21 protein-coding genes are annotated in these 19,890 nt (G+C 36.3%); 4 read left to right on the forward strand and 17 right to left on the reverse strand.

The genetic code is table 11. From position 1 onward, the window contains the following. The first annotated feature begins 586 nt into the window (after positions 1-586). Positions 587-1,051, forward strand: a complete 465-nt coding sequence (locus tag R2H34_RS09515; RefSeq protein WP_004911447.1) for a MarR family winged helix-turn-helix transcriptional regulator — start codon at positions 587-589, stop codon at positions 1,049-1,051. 53 nt (positions 1,052-1,104) lie between these two features. On the opposite strand, the gene R2H34_RS09520 is transcribed toward R2H34_RS09515, so the two are convergent. The 4 genes from R2H34_RS09520 to R2H34_RS09535 all read right to left on the reverse strand — a co-directional run bounded on the left by R2H34_RS09520 (position 1,105) and on the right by R2H34_RS09535 (position 6,569). After that, on the reverse strand, positions 1,105-1,773 hold the full coding sequence (locus tag R2H34_RS09520) for an SOS response-associated peptidase family protein (RefSeq protein WP_075696545.1): 669 nt from the start codon (positions 1,771-1,773) through the stop codon (positions 1,105-1,107). Between the two features lie 56 nt (positions 1,774-1,829). After that, positions 1,830-3,992, reverse strand: a complete 2,163-nt coding sequence (locus tag R2H34_RS09525) for a malate synthase G (protein ID WP_075696546.1) — start codon at positions 3,990-3,992, stop codon at positions 1,830-1,832. A gap of 293 nt (positions 3,993-4,285) precedes the next feature. Continuing rightward, positions 4,286-5,431, reverse strand: a complete 1,146-nt coding sequence (zapE, locus tag R2H34_RS09530; RefSeq protein WP_004911455.1) for a cell division protein ZapE — start codon at positions 5,429-5,431, stop codon at positions 4,286-4,288. A gap of 118 nt (positions 5,432-5,549) precedes the next feature. Beyond that, complete coding sequence (locus tag R2H34_RS09535) at positions 5,550-6,569, reverse strand: AraC family transcriptional regulator (RefSeq protein WP_075696547.1); 1,020 nt, start codon at positions 6,567-6,569, stop codon at positions 5,550-5,552. Positions 6,570-6,724: 155 nt separating this feature from the next. On the opposite strand from R2H34_RS09535, the gene R2H34_RS09540 reads away from it, so the two are divergent. Both R2H34_RS09540 and R2H34_RS09545 read left to right on the forward strand, forming a co-directional pair. After that, the gene (locus tag R2H34_RS09540) at positions 6,725-8,239 is read left to right on the forward strand and encodes a flavin-containing monooxygenase (protein ID WP_004911459.1); all 1,515 of its coding nucleotides are present in this window, start codon (positions 6,725-6,727) and stop codon (positions 8,237-8,239) included. Positions 8,240-8,286: 47 nt separating this feature from the next. After that, positions 8,287-9,204: a lysine exporter LysO family protein gene (locus R2H34_RS09545; protein ID WP_075696548.1), complete on the forward strand. Its 918-nt coding sequence runs from the start codon at positions 8,287-8,289 to the stop codon at positions 9,202-9,204. 9 nt (positions 9,205-9,213) lie between these two features. Here the strand turns inward: R2H34_RS09545 and pyrF are convergent, their stop codons facing one another. Beyond that, positions 9,214-9,909 carry an orotidine-5'-phosphate decarboxylase gene (pyrF, locus tag R2H34_RS09550; RefSeq protein WP_099948600.1) on the reverse strand — a complete coding sequence of 232 codons (696 nt, stop codon included), beginning with the start codon at positions 9,907-9,909 and terminating at the stop codon, positions 9,214-9,216. 162 nt (positions 9,910-10,071) lie between these two features. Here pyrF and R2H34_RS09555 point away from each other — a divergent pair, with 162 nt between their 5' ends. After that, positions 10,072-10,737, forward strand: a complete 666-nt coding sequence (locus R2H34_RS09555) for a hypothetical protein (RefSeq protein ID WP_075696549.1) — start codon at positions 10,072-10,074, stop codon at positions 10,735-10,737. Between the two features lie 80 nt (positions 10,738-10,817). Here R2H34_RS09555 and R2H34_RS09560 read toward each other — a convergent pair whose 3' ends face one another. From R2H34_RS09560 to R2H34_RS09615, 12 genes are all read right to left on the reverse strand, one after another. Continuing rightward, positions 10,818-11,180: a lipopolysaccharide assembly protein LapA domain-containing protein gene (locus tag R2H34_RS09560; RefSeq protein ID WP_004954101.1), complete on the reverse strand. Its 363-nt coding sequence runs from the start codon at positions 11,178-11,180 to the stop codon at positions 10,818-10,820. A gap of 30 nt (positions 11,181-11,210) precedes the next feature. Continuing rightward, positions 11,211-11,513, reverse strand: a complete 303-nt coding sequence (locus tag R2H34_RS09565) for an integration host factor subunit beta (RefSeq protein WP_004911476.1) — start codon at positions 11,511-11,513, stop codon at positions 11,211-11,213. Between the two features lie 157 nt (positions 11,514-11,670). Further along, positions 11,671-13,353 (reverse strand): 30S ribosomal protein S1, encoded by a 1,683-nt coding sequence (gene rpsA / locus R2H34_RS09570; protein ID WP_004954100.1) that lies wholly within the window; start codon positions 13,351-13,353, stop codon positions 11,671-11,673. Positions 13,354-13,467: 114 nt separating this feature from the next. Further along, entirely contained in the window at positions 13,468-14,148 is a 681-nt protein-coding gene (gene cmk / locus R2H34_RS09575; RefSeq protein WP_099948597.1) for a (d)CMP kinase, read from the reverse strand. Between the two features lie 10 nt (positions 14,149-14,158). Then, the gene (locus R2H34_RS09580; protein ID WP_075696895.1) at positions 14,159-14,599 is read right to left on the reverse strand and encodes an SRPBCC family protein; all 441 of its coding nucleotides are present in this window, start codon (positions 14,597-14,599) and stop codon (positions 14,159-14,161) included. A gap of 66 nt (positions 14,600-14,665) precedes the next feature. Then, positions 14,666-15,169, reverse strand: coding sequence for a tRNA adenosine(34) deaminase TadA (tadA, locus tag R2H34_RS09585; protein ID WP_282896510.1), 504 nt, complete (start codon positions 15,167-15,169; stop codon positions 14,666-14,668). Positions 15,170-15,175: 6 nt separating this feature from the next. After that, positions 15,176-16,300 carry an enoyl-CoA hydratase/isomerase family protein gene (locus tag R2H34_RS09590; protein ID WP_171053792.1) on the reverse strand — a complete coding sequence of 375 codons (1,125 nt, stop codon included), beginning with the start codon at positions 16,298-16,300 and terminating at the stop codon, positions 15,176-15,178. Continuing rightward, positions 16,297-17,010, reverse strand: coding sequence for a uracil-DNA glycosylase (gene ung / locus R2H34_RS09595; protein WP_004911491.1), 714 nt, complete (start codon positions 17,008-17,010; stop codon positions 16,297-16,299). Before ung ends, R2H34_RS09590 begins: the two co-directional genes overlap by 4 nt. Positions 17,011-17,048: 38 nt before the next feature. Then, the gene (locus R2H34_RS09600) at positions 17,049-17,645 is read right to left on the reverse strand and encodes a 6-pyruvoyl trahydropterin synthase family protein (protein ID WP_004954093.1); all 597 of its coding nucleotides are present in this window, start codon (positions 17,643-17,645) and stop codon (positions 17,049-17,051) included. Positions 17,646-17,751: 106 nt separating this feature from the next. Next, positions 17,752-18,711 carry a type II secretion system minor pseudopilin GspK gene (gene gspK, locus R2H34_RS09605; RefSeq protein ID WP_282896509.1) on the reverse strand — a complete coding sequence of 320 codons (960 nt, stop codon included), beginning with the start codon at positions 18,709-18,711 and terminating at the stop codon, positions 17,752-17,754. After that, positions 18,708-19,436: a type II secretion system minor pseudopilin GspJ gene (gene gspJ, locus R2H34_RS09610; RefSeq protein WP_227545354.1), complete on the reverse strand. Its 729-nt coding sequence runs from the start codon at positions 19,434-19,436 to the stop codon at positions 18,708-18,710. Before gspJ ends, gspK begins: the two co-directional genes overlap by 4 nt. Beyond that, positions 19,433-19,786, reverse strand: coding sequence for a type II secretion system protein (locus tag R2H34_RS09615; protein WP_042106585.1), 354 nt, complete (start codon positions 19,784-19,786; stop codon positions 19,433-19,435). The genes gspJ and R2H34_RS09615 overlap by 4 nt, the downstream gene beginning before the upstream one ends. Between the last annotated feature and the right edge of the window lie 104 nt (positions 19,787-19,890).

Genomic DNA, 19,890 nt, shown 5'->3' on the forward strand with positions numbered 1-19,890 from the left:
CATCAAATTCCACCTTTCATCATTCCAAAATTAATTAATCAAACTAAATTGACCGCCAAATTTATTAAATTTTCTACATCTGTATATTTTATTGATCAAAAAACAGCATAAAAATGTGATAAAGAATGTATTAATTCATCTTTTTAGATTATTTATTCTAGTTATTTTTTAACCATATGTTTAACCCAATTATCTGTATTTGATAGTATTTATTATATAAATATATTGATTTCTATATTTTATGACATTTGAGACAGAAGTTTTTGCCTTTAAAGTCACGTCAAATATTGTATTTATTTTCTACAATAGCAATGTTCTTGAGATAGACTGATTTATAGAAAAACTGTCTATCTGAAAGAGTGTGTAGAATAGATAAAACCATCATAAATAACATTTTTATATGTTTTTTCGATGATTTTTTATTCAAAATAAAGATAGCTGTAGAGCTTCTTTAAGGAAGATTTGTTATAAATGAAATGGTGGAAAATTCAATCAATCTTGGATTTTTCAGCAAGTCGTGAAGACACTTCATGGAATTCAAGAGTTGGTTAACCAATTCACAGTAACAAGCATAGGAAATAAGTAAATGCCTAAAAAATATGCGCGTTTTTTACCTACAGCCGAATCATTTAACTTAGAAGACTTTCCATATTACTGGATTTCTCAAGTAAATGCTCAGTACGTTCAAAACATCGACAACGTACTTAAAAAGTATGGTTTAGACAATTCTCGCCGTCGTATTTTACTTGCATTGAATGTAAAACCTCATGCCAGCGTATCAGAACTATCAGATATGGTCATTTCAAAGATGTCTACGACCACTAAAATCGTTTATCGCCTGAAAGATGAAGGCTATATCGAAACTTACTCTTGCAAAGAAGATGGTCGTATTACGCGAGTTTTTCTGACAGACAAAGGTAAAGAAATGATTGTTAAAATTAATGACCTGACTTCAGTCATTTTAGAACAATCTTTCGATGGTTTAACTCCATTGCAAATAGAAAAAACAATGGAAATCTTAAAACATATGTTTAAGAATTTATCACGTTGATTTAATCAAATTTAAAAAAGCTTCCTATAAAAGAAGCTTTTTTATTTTCGAATCTAAAATAAATCAAACATATTGAGCTGGGGTGTGATTTTCTCAATTTTGAGTTTTGGTACATGTAAACATTCAAACTCCTCTACAGGAAAACCATTCATAAAATTAATTAATTGATATGGCTGTTTTAATGTTAACCACTCATCTAATTGTTCATGAGGAATAACTACAACTGATCTTTTAACATCACCAGGTTCATGGAAATCCTTCATCATCGGATGATCTATAGCGTCCATGGTTAACATCGCTGATGAACGAATTATTTTGTCATTTAATTTTCTAATCTCATAAAGTGCAGCAATATAAAATGCCCGTCCATCTTTACGCTTTACAGCCCAGCGTTGTGGTTTGTTATTTGTATATTTGCTTTCATAAAACTCAGTTACAGGGATTACGCCAAACTTACATTTGTAGGCAGATTCTTGAAAACTTGGTTTCTGAAAAATAGTTTCGTGACGTGCATTATAAGTATGTTTTGAAATATTAATATCTTCTGCCCATTTGGGTACTAAACCAAACAGAACCTCCCTCCACACCAAACCTTGTTCAGATTTAAACAATAATGGAGTTTTATAACTTGGATAAACCTCTTCTTCATAGGCAAAAGATACAAGCGGCAATTCAAGTTGCTTTACTTGTTCCAATGTGATGGGTTTAAAGTTAGCACACATAAAAATGATCTTCAAAATAATAAAAGCCTCCGAAGAGGCTTTTATTTTAGATGAAATTAATCACCTGTATAACCTTTAAGTTTTAAACGTGCAGCATGTAACAATGGCTCTGTATAACCAGATGGTTGCTTAGCGCCTTTGAAAATTAAATCAGAAGCAGCTTGGAAAGCGATGCCATCAAAGTTTGGTGCCATTGGCGTATAAAGTGGATCATTCGCATTTTGTTGATCTACAATTACAGCCATACGTTTCAATACCTCTTCAACTTGTTCACGCGTTACGATACCGTGACGCAACCAGTTTGCAACATGCTGAGAAGAAATACGTAAAGTTGCACGATCTTCCATTAAACCAACGTTGTTGATGTCTGGAACTTTAGAACAACCTACGCCTAGGTCAACCCAACGAACAACATAACCCAGAATACCTTGACAGTTATTTTCAAGTTCGTTGTTAATTTCTTCAGCAGTCCAGTTGGTTTCTGGAGCAAAAGGAGGTGTTAACAAGTCATCCAGAGACAACATATCTTCATTAGCCAACTCATCCTGACGTACTTTCACGTTGATTTGATGGTAATGCAATGCATGAAGTACCGCACCTGTTGGAGATGGAACCCATGCACAAGATGCACCTGCATTTGGATGTGCAGTTTTAGTCGCCAACATATCTTTCATGCTGTCTGGTTTTGGCCACATGCCTTTACCAATTTGTGCCTTACCTTGTAGGCCACATGCCAAACCAATCGCAACGTTACGATTTTCGTAAGCAGCAATCCATTTCTGAGCTTTAATAGCTTCTTTACGGACCATTGGCGCTGCTTCCATAGAGGTATGGATTTCATCACCCGTACGATCCATAAAACCAGTGTTAATGAAAATCGTACGGTCTTTTGCAGCAGCAATACAGTTTTTCAAATTAACTGAAGTACGACGTTCTTCATCCATGATACCGATTTTGAGTGTTTTCGCAGGTAAGCCAAGTGCCTGTTCCGCACGCTCAAACAATTCAACTGCGAATGCAACTTCTTCTGGGCCATGCATTTTTGGCTTAACGATATACATAGAACCTTTACGAGAGTTCTTATTTTCGTTTTCGCCACGAATATCTGAAATTGTAAGTAATGGAGTAACTAATGCATCCATAATACCTTCAAACACTTCCTCACCATCCACAAGGATCGCTGGGTTAGTCATTAAATGACCAACATTACGAAGAAGCATCAACGAACGACCATGTAACGTTGTAGTACCACCGATTAAGTTCTGAATTGTACGATCTTTGTTTAGAGAACGAGTAATGGTTTTACCATTTTTCTCGATTGACTCCTGCAAATCACCTTTCATTAAACCTAACCAGTTACGGTAGCCTTCAACTTTCTCTTCTGCATCAACAGCCGCAACAGAATCTTCCAAATCCTGAATGGTTGTGATTGCCGCTTCAAGTGTTAAATCTTTAACGCCTGCTGCATCAGTTTTACCAATTGGGCTATTCGCATCGATATCGATAATTACATGCAAGCCATTGTTTAATAAAACAACCTCTGTAGGGTTTTCTGCTTCACCATTAAAGCCAACGAATTGTGACTCATGAGCTAAAGAAGTAGTAGAACCATCTTTCAACGTAACAACTAAACGGTTATGTTCGATTGCGTATTTAGTCGCATCAGCATGTGAACTTTGTGCCAATGGGAAAGTTTGATTTAAGAAATCTTTAGCAAAAGCAATAACTTTGTCGCCACGAACAGGGTTATAACCCTTGCCTTTTTCAGCGCCGTTTTCTTCAGAAATTACATCAGTACCATAAAGTGCATCGTATAATGAACCCCAACGTGCATTTGCAGCATTTAAGCAATAACGTGCATTACGTACAGGTACAACAAGCTGTGGACCAGCTAATAATGCGATTTCTTCATCAACATTTTCAGTTGTAACTTTGAAGTCTTCAACTTCAGGAACAAGATAACCAATTTCAGTTAAGAATGCCTTATAAGCATTTAACTCAAATTTATTATTGCGGTGCCATTCATCAATTTTAGCTTGTAGCTCTTCACGCTTCGCTAATAATGCTTTGTTCTTAGGGCTAAGATCGACAACGACTTGCTCGAAATTTTTCCAGTAAGTTTCACTATCTAAACCAGAACCTGGTAAAGCTTCATTTTCGATGAAATCGTAAAGTTCTTTAGCAATCGCTAGCTTGCCTTTTTGAATACGTACAGTCATTGTCTTTCCTGATGGTGCTAACTTTTTATAACAAGAATCCTAGTATACTGATTTATACTAGCCTGAATAGTAATATCACATTCCTAAATAGTAAGCATTTTCTCAATTAGAAGTATTGACAACTACGAGATTTAGTAAATCAAAACTTTAAATTAAAATTTTACTTATTCTATGAGGATGTAATGATCTCACAGTCTTAAAAACACATTTAGTTATAACAAAAATCAACCAAGAATAAAGCTTTCTCAGTATCAAAATATAAAAAAAAGCATTCCGAAGAATGCCTTTATAAATTATGAAGTTTTAGCCATATCAATTTGGCGATGTTCAGAGTGCAGATATGCATCTGATTGCATTTCTAACAATCTGGAACGTGTACGTTCAATTTCAAATGCTAATTTAGATCCTTCATATAACTCAATAATCGAATCTTCTGAATTAATCAATAATTTAACGCCTCTGTCATAGAATTCATCGACCAAATAAATAAAGCGACGAGTTCCTTCCGAAAGGAAATCTGTTAAATGTGGAACATTACTAACTAACACAGTGTTGTAGATATTTGCGATTTCAATAAAATCAGCGGGGCTTCTCGGTTTAAAACATAATTCTGAGAATTCACACCATAAAACATCTTCTGTATGCCCGAGTGTTTCAACTACACGATTATTAATCATAATCGGTGAGTTTGACTTCACTTGAGTCTGAGTTAATGCATTGAAACGCTCTAACATCCATACTTGAGCATCAGCACTCAATGGATATTTAAACAATTGAGCTTGCTTCAATACACGTAGTCTGTAATCAATTCCTGCATCAACATTTAATACTGTGCAATTTTTTTGTACACATTCAATCGTTGGCATGAAACGGTCACGATGGATACCATTTTTATATAAGCCTTCGGGTGCAATGTTTGAAGTTGCAACCAGTGTGATACCACGTTCAAATAGTTTTTGAAACAAATCACTCAGGATCATGGCATCCGTAACATTCGATACAAAAAACTCATCAAAACAAATTACAACAGCATCTTTATAAATCTGATCTGCAACCATATCCAAAGGATTGCGCTGACCAGAAAGTTTATTTAACTCTTTATGCACGTGCTGCATAAAGTGATGAAAATGCAGACGTATCTTGCGGCGGAAAGGCACAGATTCATAGAATTGATCCATCAACCATGTCTTACCACGACCAACACCTCCCCACATATAAACACCTTTTGGGTATGTTTGTCTGCGGAAACGTCGAAATGCTTTTTTTGAAGCTTTATAGCGAGTGAGTAACTCTTTCCATACTCGATCTAACTCTTGCACTGCCTGCGCTTGAGCTTCATCAGGCATAAATTGCCCTGACTCAAGAGCTTGAGCATAGCGCTCAGCAGGCGATGTTGGTGTATATGCAGTGCTATGTGAGTCTGGTTTAGAATTTAACATAAGGCGTTATTGCAATTTTAATTGGTGAAAATTATATCGAACATTGAGTTCAAAGACATTAGATTTTAGGCTTAATTATCATAGAGTTTAAACATCATAATGTATCATTTTTAAGCATTTAGTTTTTTCGATGATATTGTCGAGGACTTCGTCCAAACCAACGTTTAAATGCATGGTTAAAGGCTGCTGGCTCTGAATATCCCAACATTTCTGCAACCTGCTCGATCGAATAGGCACTATTTTCTATAAATTTAATGGCTTTTTGTTTAATTAATCGCTCTCTAATTTCTTTATAACTGGTTTGTAGCTGTTGCAGTTGATGCCTTAATGTTCGTTCAGGAATATTGAGTGCGCATGCTGTTTCTGACATCGTGGGAATTACCCCATTTTGCATTTCAAGATACCCTTCTACGTACTCTACGATTGTTAAAATACCATCAGAGCTTTTTTCGAATTTCTCGATATCTTGTAGGCACTTTTCTTCATAAATTCGATAAGTTAATACATCTGCTGAAGGTACTTTTATGTCTAGAATTTCTACGCCATGCATAATAAATGCCGCTTGATGACATCCAAACTTAACATCATGTCCATAATAAGCTTGGTAAGCCTCAGTCCATCGCAGATCTTTAGGATGTTCAAAAGGTAATTCAATCTGGATTTTAGGGATGTCTAATCCCATCATTTTAAAAATATCTTGCAGGAATTTATATGTACCAGAAATCTCACATTGAGCACGCAACTGCCCCAAATGAGTATTCAAATCTATTGGAGTGTAAAACAAATAAATTTTATTATCGGTAATATTTAGCTGTAGTGAACCAAACAAATGTGTAAGTTTCTGAAAACGTATACCGTTCAAAAGTGCTTTATGTAAGCTTTCACTGGTGACTAGTAACATCAAAAAAGGACCGTAACCAGCTAATGCATAGTGCTGACCTATTTCGAGACCTTGTTCTGGAGATATATCCTCGCTAATATGTTTTAAGATATCCCATTCGATTTCGTCTGGAATTATGGTACTTGGATCTAAAGCGTCAGCATGTATCCCCATATTTGCCAAACGTGCGTCTACATCTATCCCAACATGTCGCATGCCTTGAATTAAATACATCAATCCGAGGATAGATCGCTTCATAATCCCAATTACTATTCACTAAACTTTAATGTTTTACTCAAAATATACAAATAAGTGTATTGCCGAAATGATCAAGTTTTGCGTCTGTACAATCATATTTAATCTCACCAAAACCTTTAAACTTGCACAAAATTTAGATGTGTAGGGCGTGGACTATGCGTGATCAAACCAAAGATGCCATTCAAAAAACAAAAGTTGCAATTATCGGTGCAGGTTTTGGTGGTTTAGCAATGAGTATTCGACTATTACAAAGCCAAATCAATGATTTTGTAATATTAGAAAAAACCAACGATGTTGGTGGTACATGGAGAGAGAACCAATATCCAGGGGCAGCTTGTGATGTTCAATCACACATGTATTCTCTATCGTTTGCGCCTAAAACAGATTGGTCAAAGCGTTATGCTGAGGCTGATGAGATTTTTGATTATATTCAAGAAATCACAACTCAATACAAGCTAAGAGACTATTGTAAGTTCAATCATGAAGTTACCAATGCTACATTTGATGAAAATCGTAATGTTTGGACTTTAAAATTTAAAGACCAACCTACACTTGAAGCTCAATTTGTAATTTTCGCATCTGGCCCATTACATGTTCCACAAATTCCACATTTAAAAGGAATTGAAAACTTCAAAGGTAAAGTTTTCCACTCTTCTCAGTGGGATCACAATTATGATTTGAATGGTAAATCTGTAGCTTCAATTGGTACTGGTGGAAGTGCGATTCAGTATATTCCTGAAATTGCAAAAGATGTTAAACAACTTTATGTGTTCCAACGTACAGCAGCTTGGGTGATTCCACGTGATGAACGTAAATACTCTCAACTAAGCAAATCTTTATTCAAAGCATCAAATATCTATCGTCAAATTCATCGTAGTCGTTTGTATTGGACAAATGAGTCACGAGTTGTGCCAATTGTACAACCACAAATCATGAAATATGGTCAAAAGCTTGCTGAAGCCTTTATCCGCTTCCAAGTAAAAGATAAAGAACTCGCTAAAAAACTTACTCCAGATTTCGTAATGGGCTGTAAGCGAATTCTAATCTCAAATAAATATTTCCCTACATTCAATCGTAAAAATGTTGAACTAGTCACTGATGGCGTTCAAGAAATTACAGCGAATGGAATCGTGACTAAAGATGGCAAAGAACGTCAAATCGACTGTCTGATTTATGGTACTGGATTTATTACTGATCCACGTATCTATCTCAAACACTTTGATTGCTTTGGTCGTAACGGTATTGAGCTGAAACAAGCTTGGAAAGATGGTGCAGAAAGCTATTATGGTATTGCAACCAAGAATTTCCCTAATTTATTCCAATTATTAGGTCCGAATACGATCCTTGGTCACAACTCTGTAATTTTTATGATTGAGTCACAAGTAAATTATATTTTACAGTTAATTCAAACTGTTGATAGCACTAAAACTCAAGCTGTTGAAGTTAAGCATGCTGTTCAAGATCAATTTAACGATCGCGTACAAGAGCAGTTAAAAGGCACTGTTTGGCAAGCCGGCGGATGCAGTAGTTGGTATCAAGCTGCTGATGGAAAGAATTTCTCATTATGGCCGACGTACACTTGGAAATATTGGTTAGAGACTCGCAAAGTAAATGTTGCTGACTATAATTTCCTTAATAACTCAGCAATTACGAAAACAAATGCAGCGTAGTCAATAATTCTTCATAATAAGCAGGTTATTCGTAACCTGCTTTTTTTATGCAATCTGTCATTTTAATTTTTCAAATTTTTATTGCAATTAGCTTAGGCTATTTTATTGCACCAAGACTTTCTAAAAATTTGAACAATCTCATTTTTAAAATTCTTCCATATTTTTCATATGTGTTATTGGTCAGTGTTGCTTTTGAATTGACACAAGCACTCAACCATATTGACAACCCGACCACAATCCTCCCTCCTGCACTTTTAATAGCTTTTACCACCTCTATTTTCGCATTTGGTATTTGTTTAATTACATATAAGCTTATTGATCGGCAAAGCGTACAAGGCAAAATTTCATTTAATCTTTTTTTTAACGCTTTAAAAAATATAGCGAAAGCTTTTTTAGCATTAGGAATTGGTATTCTATTAGGACTAATAATTAACCATAGCAATATACAGTTTACATTTAATAACTGGTATCTACTTTTAGTTTTTATCTTTTTAATCGGTATCGAACTCGCACATACACCGTTTGATCGTAGTTGGTTAAGTTGGAAAATACTCTTAGTACCATTTGCTGCATTTGTAGGTTCATGCTTGGCGTCTATATTAAATTATTATCTTTTACCTAAAGCCTTTAAGTTAAATGAAGTTTTAGCTTTATCACAGGGTTATGGCTGGTATTCAATGTCTGGCATTCTATTTACTGAATTGCATTCTGCAAAGTACGGAGGGATTGCCTTACTCACTGATTTATTTCGTGAAATTTTTGCAATTTTATTAATGTATTGCTTAGGTTGGCGTTTTCCTCGTTCCGCGATATCGAGTGCAGGTGCAACATCTATGGATGTCACTTTGGCTATAGTCAAGCAATCATGCGGGACTCATTACGTACCACACGCAATGATGAGCGGGCTAATATTATCTTTATTAGCTCCACTCTTGATCAGCTTATTTCTGAATCTAAAAATCTAATTTATTGAATTAGATGGAAGCTAAAATAGATTTTAACATTTCAGTTGGTTGAGCCGCCTTGGTAATTGGGCGGCCAATTACTAAATGAGTAGATCCATCAAGCATCGCTTGTTTAGGTGTTACGATTCGTTTTTGATCATCTGCATTTGTACCTTCAGGTCGAATACCAGGTGTAACTAAAGCAAAATCTTGACCCAGCATTTCACGAAGAATTTTAGCTTCTTGAGCTGAACAAACCACTCCATCCAAACCACTATCTTTAGTAAGCTTTGCTAGACGTTTTACATGATCAACAGGTTCGACATCTAAACCGATATCAAACAAATCTTCTCTTGCCATAGATGTAAGGACTGTCACAGCAATGAGTTGAGTTTTGTACTTACCTGCTTTAAGACGTTCTACACAAGTTTCCATCATCTTACGACCACCTGAAGCATGAACATTTACCATCCATACTCCTAGATCAGCAGCAGCACAAACAGCTTGCGCTGTCGTATTTGGAATATCGTGAAACTTAAGATCGAGAAAAACTTCAAAACCTGTATCTTGTAATTTTTTTACAATCGATGGACCTTCATGCGTGAAAAGCTCTTTGCCCACTTTTACTCGACAAAGTGTTGGATCAAGTTGTTCAACAATAGTCATAGCTTCGTATTGGCTTTTTGCATCTAATGCAACAATGATACTCAAGAGCTTTTCTTCCAAGTCAGTTAAAAGCGCTATTATAAATAGGTTTTTGCAGAAGTGTAAAATATGATTAGCAGGTCTTTGGTTGATGTATGTGCATAACCGCTACAATTTAAAAATAAAACAAATGGTAAAATAAGTTATATTTTAATCCTAAAATAACGACAATAAGGAATAATAATGCAAGCTATCAAATCGACAGTACAGCACAAAAAAATACAGTTTAGCAATCATCACTTCTTTCATATTCTTAAAAATGAAGATCTGACAATTGATCAAAGGTTAAAATTTTTACCAGATTTAGCTCACTTTATTATGAGTTTTTCAGATCTTAATAAATATGTCTTACCTTATGCAAACCCACAGAATAAATACGAAGAGGCAATAAACCTACATTGCAAGGAAGATGCAAACCATTGGCCTTGGTATCTATATGATCTAAAAAAACTAAATTTAGATCAGTCTCAATTATTGAGCGATACATTAAAATATTTATGGGGAGATGAAATGTCCCCTAGTAGAAAATTATCGTATGAGTTAGTTTCACTAACCTCAAATCAATGTCCTTTTATTCGATATGTTGCTATTGAAGTGATGGAGGCTACAGGAAATGTTGTATTCAATGTTCTTAATGAGATAACTAAAGAGACACATCTAAATCTAAAATTTTGTAGTGAAATACATTTATCACATGAGACTGGGCATACTATTGGTGCTGGAACAGATGTTTTTGATGATTATCCAACGTCTACAGATATAAAATTAAAATCGATTATCGTGATTGAAAAAAGCTTTAATGCTTTTGCCAAATTTATGGATCAGCTAGAAAATAAATTAAAAGAATAGGTCTTTGGTTGAAGATTTAAAATTAAAAGTGTCTAAAAATATAAAAAAGCTATTTCACTAATGAAATAGCCTTTCGAATATTAGAACGTTGTCGTTTTATCATTGGCATGAACATCTAAAACAGTTTTCTCATGCCGAACACTCGCAGCAGCTTCAGCTGCAGCTTGCTGAGCAAGCTGAATCTGTTCTTTTCTCAAATGATCAATATCTTTACGCAAGCGCTTAATTTCCCAACTATTTTGAAAAACTCGGAAAACTTGTACACCCAGTAATAATCCAACCACGACACCTAAAGCAAGTGTTAACAAAAGCAATAAACCTAATCGCATCGCTGGAACTTGAGTAAATAATAAATCTACTTGCAATTCAGCTGGATTCTGTAAAACTAATGCTAATGCGTAACCAAATATAGCAACAAGTAATGCAATTAATACATAGCGCATAATTGGCACCTCACTTATTTAATTTATTTTTTATTTAATTGACTCGTTTACTGCATCACGAAGAGCTTTACCTGGTTTGAAGTGTGGTACTGCTTTTGCTGCAACATCAACTGCCTTACCAGTTTTAGGATTACGGCCTAGACGTGGTTCACGATGATGTAATGCAAAGCTACCAAAACCACGAATCTCAATACGATCACCACTCGAGAGCGCTTCAATCATTTGATCAATCATGATCTTAACTGCATCCTCAACCAAAGGCTCAGCTAAGTGTGGGTTTTTAAGTGCAATCCGTTCAATTAAATCAGATTTATTAAGTGCTTCAGTCGTCATTGATGACCTCTTTAATTATCGCTACTTTTCAATGTTTTTAATAATAACCTGTTTAAATACAAAACGGTAGCGCAGTACATAAATACTACGCTACCGTTTACAGTATTTTTGTATAAAAAAGTACATCTCTGTTACAAGAAATGTACTTTTTAACAAATTACTTCATTTGAGCTTTAATTAAGTCACCAATAGTCTTAGGACCATTGCTTTCTGCAGCTTGAGTTGCAGCAGCTTGGCGAGCGTTGTTTACAGCTTCTTTCTCTTCAGCTTCGTCTTTCGCTTTGATAGACAAGTTGATAGAACGAGACTTACGATCAACGTTGATGATCTTAGCTTCAACTTCTTGACCAACTTCTAAGAACTTAGTTGCATCTTCAACGCGGTCGCGATTGATTTCAGAAGCTTTAAGAGTTGCTTCGATGTCATCAGCTAATTTAACTGTAGCACCTTTAGCATCAACAGCTGTAACAGTACCTTTAACTAAAGCACCGCGTTCATTCGCAGCTAAGAAGTCATTGAATGGATCGCTGTTTAATTGCTTGATACCAAGGCTGATACGGTTACCTTCAGCATCTACAGATAAGATAACTGCTTCAACTGTGTCACCTTTCTTGTAACGACGGATAGCTTCTTCGCCTTGTTCGTTCCAAGAAATATCAGACAAGTGAACTAAACCGTCGATACCACCAGATAAACCGATGAAGATACCGAAGTCAGTAATAGACTTGATCGTACCAGAAACTTTTTCGCCTTTCTCATGAGATTTAGCAAACTCTTCCCATGGGTTAGCACGAGTTTGTTTGATACCTAAAGAAATACGACGACGTTCTTCGTCAACTTCAAGAACCATAACATCAACTTCATCACCAATCTGAACTACTTTAGATGGGTGGATGTTTTTGTTTGTGTGGTCCATTTCAGAAACGTGTACTAAACCTTCAACGCCTTCTGCGATTTCAGCAAAGCAACCGTAGTCAGTTAAGTTAGTAACGCGCGCTTTAACGATAGAACCTTTAGGGTAACGGCTCATGATCGCTAACCATGGATCTTCGCCTAATTGCTTAAGACCTAAAGATACACGATTACGCTCGCGGTCAAATTTAAGTACTTTAACTGTAACTTCTTGACCAACTTCAACAACTTCTGAAGGGTGTTTGATGCGTTTCCAAGCCATATCTGTGATATGAAGAAGACCATCAATACCACCAAGATCAACGAATGCACCGTAGTCAGTAAGGTTCTTAATAGTACCAGTAACTGTTTGACCTTCTTCAAGTTGAGCAAGTAATGCTTCACGGTCAGCAGAAGATTCAGCTTCCATAACAGCACGACGAGATACAACAACGTTGTTACGTTTAGCATCAAGCTTGATTACTTTGAACTCTAACTCTTTACCTTCAAGGTGAGTTGTGTCACGAATAGGACGAGTGTCAACTAAAGAACCTGGTAAGAATGCACGTACAGGACCGATGTCAACAGTGAAACCGCCTTTAACCTTACCAGAGATAACACCAGTAACGATTTCTCCGTCTTCAAAGATTTTCTCAAGTTTAGTCCAAGTTTCAGCACGTTTCGCTTTTTCACGTGACAAAACAGTTTGACCCATACCGTTGTCAAGCGCTTCAACAACTACGTCAACAGTATCGCCAACTTGAACTTCAAGTTCACGTTGTTCATTTAAAAATTCAGCACGATCAACAACGCCTTCAGATTTAAGGCCAGTGTCGACAGTAACCCAGTCAGAATCGATACTAACAACAGTACCTTGGATGACTGCACCCTTTTCAACGTTGAGGTTTAATTCACTTTCTTCAAAGAGGGCTGCAAAAGATTCGGTCATGATATACCTGATAAAGTCAGCGGTCTTGGATCAGACAAGGCCGGTTAAGTTAAGTTGTTACATTGTCCAAAAGATCTGATCAAGCAATGCTTCAACTGAAAGTTAAATCAATATCTATTTTATACGACTGTCGATATAGTCAACCATGAGCTTAAATACTTCATCGATACCTATCTCAGAGCTATCAACGATATAAGCATCTTCGGCCGGCTTGAGTGGAGCAACTGTACGCTCCATATCTCGCTTATCTCTAGCCTGTATGTTAGATAAAATGTCGCTTATTTTAGCATCAAGACCCATACCCTGCAACTGTTTTACACGTCGCTCCGCTCGTGATTGTGCAGATGCGGTGAGATAAATCTTTGCCTGAGCTTCGGGAAAAATAGAAGTTGCCATATCACGACCATCAGCAACCAATCCTGGAGACTGGATAAAAGCTCTTTGACGATCAAATAACGCTTTACGTAATGCTGGAATTGCTGCAACTTTAGAAGCATATTCCCCCACTTCCTCAGTACGTATCACATTCGTCACATCAGCACCATCGAGTAGAATAATCGTGGAAGATTCTGTTGATTTAAATTCGATATTTAAATGAGTTGCAATTTCGACACATTCATCCAACTTAGTTTCAAGTTGCTCTAATAAGTTTTTTTGAGCCAAAGACAGTCCAAGTAAACGATATAACGCACCAGAATCTAATAAATTATATTGGTAATGTGCAGCAATCTTAGCAGCTAACGTACCTTTTCCAGATCCGCTTGGACCATCAATCGTAATAATATGAACTGTCATTCTCTTCTCTTTATGGAGCAACTGATTTCGCTAGTTTTGAGAAACCTAGTGTAATTGCTGCTTTAAGTTGTGCAAGAATTAATTTACTCACAAAAGGTGCTTTTGCTGTAAATTCAATCTTGTAAGTTACCAATGTTACGTAGGGTGTAATTTCTTTGAAATCAATTTGACCCAAATGATGCTTTACAAGTGGATTGTTAATCAACTTATACTCAATACGTTTATTTTCTTCCAATAATGTAATTTCTTCTTGCAATGGTTTTACAGGACCAAATCCCATTCGACGAACCGACCCAATTCCATCTGGACGTTTTGGATCAGCCGAATCTTTAACTCGTACCACTTGTAATGGAGCAAAAGCTTTATTATAAGTTGCGTGTTTTGACAATAAATCAAACACTTCTGAAAGAGGTGCATGAAACTCTTTTTTTACAGTGATTGCATTACGCATAGCTTTGCCTTTTTTAATTTGACCAAAATCATCGCGGCTTAGTTTGCCACAACTCAAAAGACATGTTTAATCATTTAAGGACGTTTTAGATAAATGGGCTTGCTTCTTTTCTTTTCTTCTTTGCTTAAAAAAATCACTTAGTTGAGCTGAACATTGTTGTTGTAAACAACCTTGTTCAAATACAAATTTATGGTTGTAGTAGCCATTATCTAACAATTGACGAGCGCTAACAACAGAACCAGCTTTAGGCTCAGTCGTTGCAAAAATCACTTTTTGAACTCTTGCATGAATCAATGCACCAACACACATGGTACAAGGTTCAAGCGTCACATATAAAACAGCATCATCTGGTAATCGATAATTTTCAATCGCTCGGCAAGCTGAGCGCAGCGCTTGAATCTCTGCATGTGCCGTAGGATCAGACAATTGGATAGGTCCATTGTAACCCGAGCCAATGATTTTATCTTGACTCACGATTACAGCGCCAACAGGTATTTCACCTTGTGATGCTGCGATTGCAGCCTGCTCGTAGGCAAACTGCATCCAATATTCATCTTTATTAACAGTCATATCTACTTAAGAAATTACACCATATTGTCTTAATAACGCATTCCAACTATCAATTGTTGTAATTGGTGGACAATCAGACAATATATCTTTCAAAGTGATTTTTTCAGCAGACTTCCATTCAGGTGAAAGATCTTTATCAACCAAACGTGCTCGCACACCCTCAACGAAATCAGGATGACGAATCTTCCAATCAGAAATTTGTGACTCTAAAGCAAAAACCTCATCCCATGCATGACCTTGTTTACCCCATTGCCAAAGCAACCAAGTAATCGCAGCAGTGCTCGGAGAACCCTTCTGTAAATTCTCACTAGCTTGACGTAACCAGTCACTACTTGCATCACTCAAACCTATAATAGCTTGGTAATCATACTCAAAGCTTTGTCCACGACAAACACTATGGATAACATCAATAGAATTTTGTAATGGTCCAGAAGCAACTGGACGATGCAGGCTATTCAGGGTGTCATCGATTGCTCTAAATGCGCCAGCTGGATAATGATTCCAATCAACATTCAATACTTTTTGAAGCACATTATCACGCTGAGCTTCACAAATATGTGTCGCCCAACCAATACTGAAAGCTCCAGCAGCTGTCATGATTGAACCCGTTAAACCAGTAAATAGACCAATTTGACCACGATCAGCAAGGAAGCGACTACCACCAACATCAGGATACAATCCAATATTAATCTCAGGCATAGCCAAACGAGAATATGGTGTGACCAAACGAAATGGTGCAGCCATAAATAAGCCTAGTCCGCCACCCATGACATAACCTTCACCCCAAACCACAATAGGCTTAGCATAGTTATGCAGCAGTAAATCTAGTGCATATTCTTGCTCAAAGAATTTATTAGCCGTATCAACTTCATTATTGATAACCAATTGGCGCAATTTACGAACATCACCACCCGCGCAAAATGCTTTTGGTGTAGTCGAATCAAACCAAATCGCTTTTACACTTTCATCATCATGGAAATGTTCGAACACTTTGAGTAAAGCACTTACGATCGATTCATCCAATGCGTGTAATGATTTAGGTCGGTTCAAACGAACAATACGCCAACCATTTTTAGCGTGCTCGACAATCAAATCAGGATGATAGCTATTTAAATCGGGAGAATTCATTATGCGTCCAATTGCCAGTCTATAGGCTCAATGCCATGTTGTTTCAAATATTGATTTGTTTTAGAAAACACTTTACAGCCAAAAAAACCACCACGGTTTGCTGATAAAGGTGACGGGTGGGCTGCACTTAAAACTAAATGTTTGTTACGGTCTATGCGCTGTCCTTTACGTTGAGCATAAGCTCCCCATAATATAAATACGATACGTTCACGATGTTCATTCAACACATCAATCACATTATCAGTAAAATCTTCCCAACCTTGTTTCTGATGTGAGGTGGGTTGACCAGCTTCAACCGTCAGCACACTGTTCAGCAATAACACACCTTGCTCAGCCCATTTACTCAAATCACCATGTCGAGAAACAGGTATGCCTAAATCAGTATTCAATTCATGAAAAATATTACGTAAAGATGGAGGTAATGCAACCCCTCTTTGTACCGAAAAACTTAAACCATTCGCCTGATTCGGTCCATGATAAGGATCCTGACCAAGTATGACGACTTTCACATGGTTAAGTGGAGTGGTGTTAAATGCATTAAAAATTTGTTTGCTTGGCGGATAAATCGTTTTTTGGGCAAGTTTCTCTTGTTGCAAAAACTCGCGTAAATTATCCATTTTTTGCCCAAGTAAAAATTCAGAAAGTGAATATTTCCAAGATTCATCAATCTGAATTTTATTTAATTTATTGAGCTGTTGTTCCGTAAATTGCATCAACTTTCCTTAATTTGAGTTCACTTAATCAAGTAAACTCAAAGTGTTACTTGTAATTCTACTTCTGGATTTTCGAACTTAATTCCTTTTTTCAAGTTCTCATATATCTGTGGATCACTCCACTCTGATACGACTTGCTCTGAAAAAACTATTTGATCCAAGCTCAATATACCCATTTGCTCATTTTCAATGTCTTCCTGAAAACTTTGAGCGTACCCCGTATCAGTTTCATGAACAATCACAGAATATACTTGAACATCACCCTCACCATTTTGTGTTGTAGTTGAGCGAAGGACTTGTTGAGCTAAATAGAAAAAAATACGTGAAAATTGTTCGGCAGAAGGCGAAACAGGCAAAGAAATCCATCTTGCGCTAAATGTCTTACATGCATCAATATAAGCAGCATCATCTTTTTGCCAAAAACAAATGGCATGATCAAAACTGTCAAAAAGTTCTTTTATAACACCTTTGAGCAAACCAAAATCGTAAACCATCTGACCATGATCTAACTTTGACGCTTTGAGTAATAATTCAACTTTATAACTATGCCCATGAATCGAACGCTTACAGCGATCCGATGTACAATTGCGTACAATATGAGCATTTTCAAACTTAAATAATTTACGAATTAACATGCACCAAGCTAATCTTTATCTGCGAACGAGTTTTATTATAAAGCAAAAAAACAAGCATTGGGATTGATTTTAAACCTTGTCGATATTTGATAATTCAATTATCAAATCAATTGAAAGGTGCAAGACTTCGTGAGTAAACAATTACATGATTATCTTTTCTAGTCATAGAACTTGTGAATTGACGCTTACGCTCACTTAAAAGCACATCAATCTGTGCAGTAAAATAATTCGATTGCACATCCATTAAGCTACCTGCATCAGTTTTACTCTGCTCATCAATGCCAGAAAATGCATTCAATTTCCATAAATCATCTAGATTATTAAAATAAGTCAAGTTTGCCTGGTTTGCTTTGATCTCCTGCTCTACCGCTTTCATATCCACCTTAGGGTCTATACTTGCTAGCAATAAAGCAGGTGCAGTATTTATATTTATTTTTGTTGGTTCAGGTAAGGCCGAAACATAGGGACGAATCAAATCAATTTTTTTACCTTCGAAACCTCTAACCAACTTTAATTCTTCAACATTATGGAACTTTGTATTTGATGCCAAATATGCAGGTTCCTTTCCTTGATAAATACTACTTTCAGCTCCCATTGCACCCGAAGTTTCATCATCCACATCTTGCCAATCAATGACAGCTTGACTCAACTCCGCTGGCAATCCAACTCTGACTAATAGTTTTTCAAACCAGCGACGAGCCGAATCATCCACTTTTCCGTCTGGCTTAACTAAATTATTTAAATTAAATTTTCCCGAATCATCAATTAAACGTCCAGAAACTGCACCATCTTCAACTGGAAACGGAGGCATAGGTTTCGCCCAACTTTCCTGTAAATGATCAAGATTACCTGCATTTTCACTATCTTGAATCAATAATTCAGAAAAAAATGCCTCTGCGCTTTTTGCATAAAGTAAAGACTGATTTTGGCGCATCAAATAGCCCGTATTTTCAGCAGTATTGCTTTGACGTTTTGCAATTGTTGCAGCCAAAATAGTAGCCAATGCGACCATGATCAATATTGTAAGAAGTGCTATACCTTGTTCAGAAGATTTAATCTTGATCATGGTGGAGTTTCCAGATTGACCAATAACTGATTGGCATTTAATAAACTATAAATCCACTCATAATCTGAACCAGCAATCGTCAATTGAACTTTAAAACCTAATGGTAACTTCTTTAATTCATTTACATTATTTGGATCATTAATATTTTCAGGCCATTGGCTAATTTCTTGTGGATTTAAAATCAAAATTCTAAATTGATCTACATTTTCAAGTAAAGTGCTTGATACTGGTTGCACACGATTTGGAATATTTAAATTTGTATATTTCAAACGGTAAACTTTTTTTTGTTGCGCATCATATCTGTATTCTATTCGCTCATATGGTGAAAGATCTTGCTTCAATGGATCAGATACCCCAGCCTTACTAAAACTAAAACTTCGATCATTCAAAACCATAGCTGCTTGTAATTGTCGCCCATCATTTGCAGTCAATGGAATTATCTGCATGCTATCTTTTAAAAATTGCTGATAAGCATCCTGTAATTCAAATAAGTGTGTTTCATGTTCTGCATTTCTATCTTTCACTTTGATGAGATAATCAAAAACTTTCCACCCCAACATTGAAAGCACTGCAAATATCGCAATCGCAACAAGCAACTCAACTAAAGTAAAACCTAAATTACTCTTAATTTTTTTAGGTAAATAAGACTTAGTTGAACTTTGCTGACATTCTGAGACAACATTAAATCTGAAACCCAACCTCATTACAACATTCTTGATTTTCATGATGTTTTGACTTTAGCAGGATAATTAAAGAATACAAGATTGGTAATTCCTGCCTCAACTTTGCCTTGTTCAGTGTTATATAAACTTACTTGTAACTCGATACGTTGGATTTTGGGGCTTAATGTTGATTGTGCTTTTTTATCGATTTGCCAAGTTTCTCCCTGCGCAGTCACTTGTTTAGATTGTGTTCCCTCAAGCCACTCTTGATTTATTTCCATGGTTGCAATTTCATTCATTGCCACAAATTGGGCTTTAGTACGTAAAATTGCATTTGAAGTTGATTGGGTATACTGCATAGCTACTTTAGTTAACGCGATTGCAGCGACCGCAAAAATAGCTAAAGCAACCATCACCTCTAACAGCGTAAAACCTTTCTGTATTTTGAGAGAATGTAGTTTAACCTCAGCAATTGTTTGAAAATTAAGACTATCTGATTTTTTATAAAGCAAACTGA

This window comes from Acinetobacter sp. 16, from assembly GCF_033439925.1.
GTDB lineage: Bacteria > Pseudomonadota > Gammaproteobacteria > Pseudomonadales > Moraxellaceae > Acinetobacter > Acinetobacter junii.